Source organism: Vibrio sinensis, assembly GCF_003605645.1.
In the GTDB taxonomy this organism is placed as follows: Bacteria; Pseudomonadota; Gammaproteobacteria; order Enterobacterales; family Vibrionaceae; genus Vibrio; species Vibrio sinensis.
The window spans coordinates 1-1,340 of record NZ_QVMU01000073.1 but is presented as its reverse complement, the minus strand read 5'-3'; the positions used below and the strand labels follow the sequence as shown (position 1 = coordinate 1,340).

The 1,340-nt window shown below is 38.5% G+C and carries 1 protein-coding gene; it reads right to left on the bottom strand.

Annotation, left to right across the window (positions count from 1 at the left end; all coding sequences use genetic code 11):
* Nucleotides 1-28 precede the first annotated feature (28 nt).
* Nucleotides 29-1,177, bottom strand: a complete 1,149-nt coding sequence (locus tag DZ860_RS23695; protein ID WP_243641912.1) for an IS4 family transposase — start codon at nt 1,175-1,177, stop codon at nt 29-31.
* Between the last annotated feature and the right edge of the window lie 163 nt (nt 1,178-1,340).

The window sequence follows — 1,340 nt, the reverse complement described above, 5'->3', positions numbered from 1 at the left end:
GGACAGGCACTGAGGGATCCCCACAAACTTAAATCCTAAGCTCTTGAGCCAACTGTATTTTTTGGCAGAAGGTATTTATAGTTCTTCGCCAAGATGACATTGTTATAACTAGATATTTGTTTTTTAATACTCGTTTCCCAAGGGTGAAGTAACTTAATACTCTTCTATTTTTAACTGTATTGGCTTGAAATTTCATATGAATATCAAGAACTTCAGAKAGCAGTCCTAGTAAGATTAGATAGGTGTGAGCAAGCGTTCCTATTAGGATTATAATGCTCAATCGACTTCGGCTATTCGTTCGATGCATGCTCATCCCCAGACCGAATTGACATGACTTATGGTCTCTAAATGCTTCTTCTATTTGCATACGTTTGCTATATATTCCAATGGCTTGCTTTGCTAATTTTGAGCTAGTRCGAAGTGAAGTGGCAATTAACCATGGGTCTCTTGCTCTACGTGCATTTTTCCTGCTGTAATTTGATTGTTGACGCTTTCCAGATGCTGTTTTTGCGACTCGCCCTTTAGAAGGAGATTTATAGAGAACGAGGTTGAGTTTATAGGCCGATATATTTCCYATGTACCATCCCTTTAACAGCTTAGGGGKTGAGGTTGCCGTTGGGAAAAGTGTTTTACATAGCTGTCCATTTTTTCCATTTTCACTAACACAAACTCGACCACGGATCCGACCAACAAAATCCCACCCTAGAGCTCTGACACTTTTAAACCAAGGCCTTTTAAAACCCGCATCCGTAACAATAATTGGCTTGGTTTTATCAGGGAGAATGAGGGATAGCGTTTGTAAAAATAGAGAATGCGTTACTGCTTTTTCTTTGGTGTTAAGTTCATGAACTTCTTCATAAAGTGTTAGAGAACGACCTTCAAAAGAGAGTGACGCTCGAATGAGAAATAGGGTCTTTTGAAGGTTTAAATCCGACCAATCAACATGAATAATTGGTCGGCTATTTTTTGCTACAAACAAGGTACAAAGATGCTTATATATTACTATTGCATGTCTTGTTATATGTGRATTTGAGCACAACCTGTCAGCACRTTTAATGGCATGTTTTTCATATGCWMGGGTTTCAATTCCTCGGCCTAAATCGGTCACGGTTAGTCGTTGTCCGGAAATAGCACTCCGAACACAGGCTTCAAGCGCATTAGCTCTAGTTTTATGCATGCCACTAGAGAATGAGGYAGTGAAGTGAGTTATTATTTGGTCTGCATTCATAGTGTTTACTCATTTTATTGTGGTGATAAAAGTGAGATCACTAAACATCATGAATGTTCTTATCTTTATGAATTATTTTACTATTTTTCTCATATTTGAGGGGATACCTCAG